The following is a 719-nucleotide window of genomic DNA, read 5'->3' on the forward strand; positions in this document are numbered from 1 at the left end:
CTGCAATTTATCCCCTGCGCCAGCAATGGCTCGGTAACATCCGTGGTGACCTGCTGTCGGGCATTGTCGTTGCGCTAGCCCTGATTCCTGAGGCAATCGCGTTTTCCATCATCGCCGGCGTCGACCCAAAGGTAGGTTTGTATGCCTCGTTCTGCATCGCCGTCATCACCGCCATCGCCGGTGGCCGCCCTGGCATGATCTCGGCTGCGACCGGCGCCATGGCGTTGGTGATGGTCACGCTGGTGCGCGAGCACGGCATTCAGTATCTGTTTGCCGCCACCATCCTGGCCGGCGTCCTGCAGATGCTGGCCGGCGCCCTGCGGTTGGGCTCGCTGATGCGCTTTGTGTCGCGCTCGGTGGTGACCGGATTTGTGAATGCACTGGCGATTCTCATTTTCATGGCGCAGCTTCCCGAGCTCATCGGCATGCCGTGGATGGTGTATGCGATCTGTGCTGTGGGTCTGGCAATCATCTACCTGCTGCCGCTGCTGACCAAAGCCGTTCCTTCGGCATTGGTGGCGATCGTGGTTCTCACGGCCGCTTCCATGTATTTCGGCTTCCAGGTACGCACCGTAGGCGACATGGGGGCGCTGCCTGACAGCCTGCCGTCGTTCCTGATTCCGGATGTGCCATTCACCTGGGAAACACTCCAGATCCTGCTGCCGGTTTCGGCGACTTTGGCGGTCGTTGGCTTGTTGGAATCGCTGATGACCGCGCAG

The 719-nt window shown here is 60.9% G+C and carries 1 protein-coding gene; it reads left to right on the forward strand.

Annotation, left to right across the window (positions count from 1 at the left end; genetic code table 11):
• Positions 1–5: 5 nt before the first annotated feature.
• A partial coding sequence (locus tag AC2A1N_RS13665; RefSeq protein WP_484372589.1) for a SulP family inorganic anion transporter occupies positions 6–719 on the forward strand: 714 nt, incomplete at its 3' end.

Source organism: Stenotrophomonas maltophilia group sp. SKK55 (assembly GCF_057179845.1).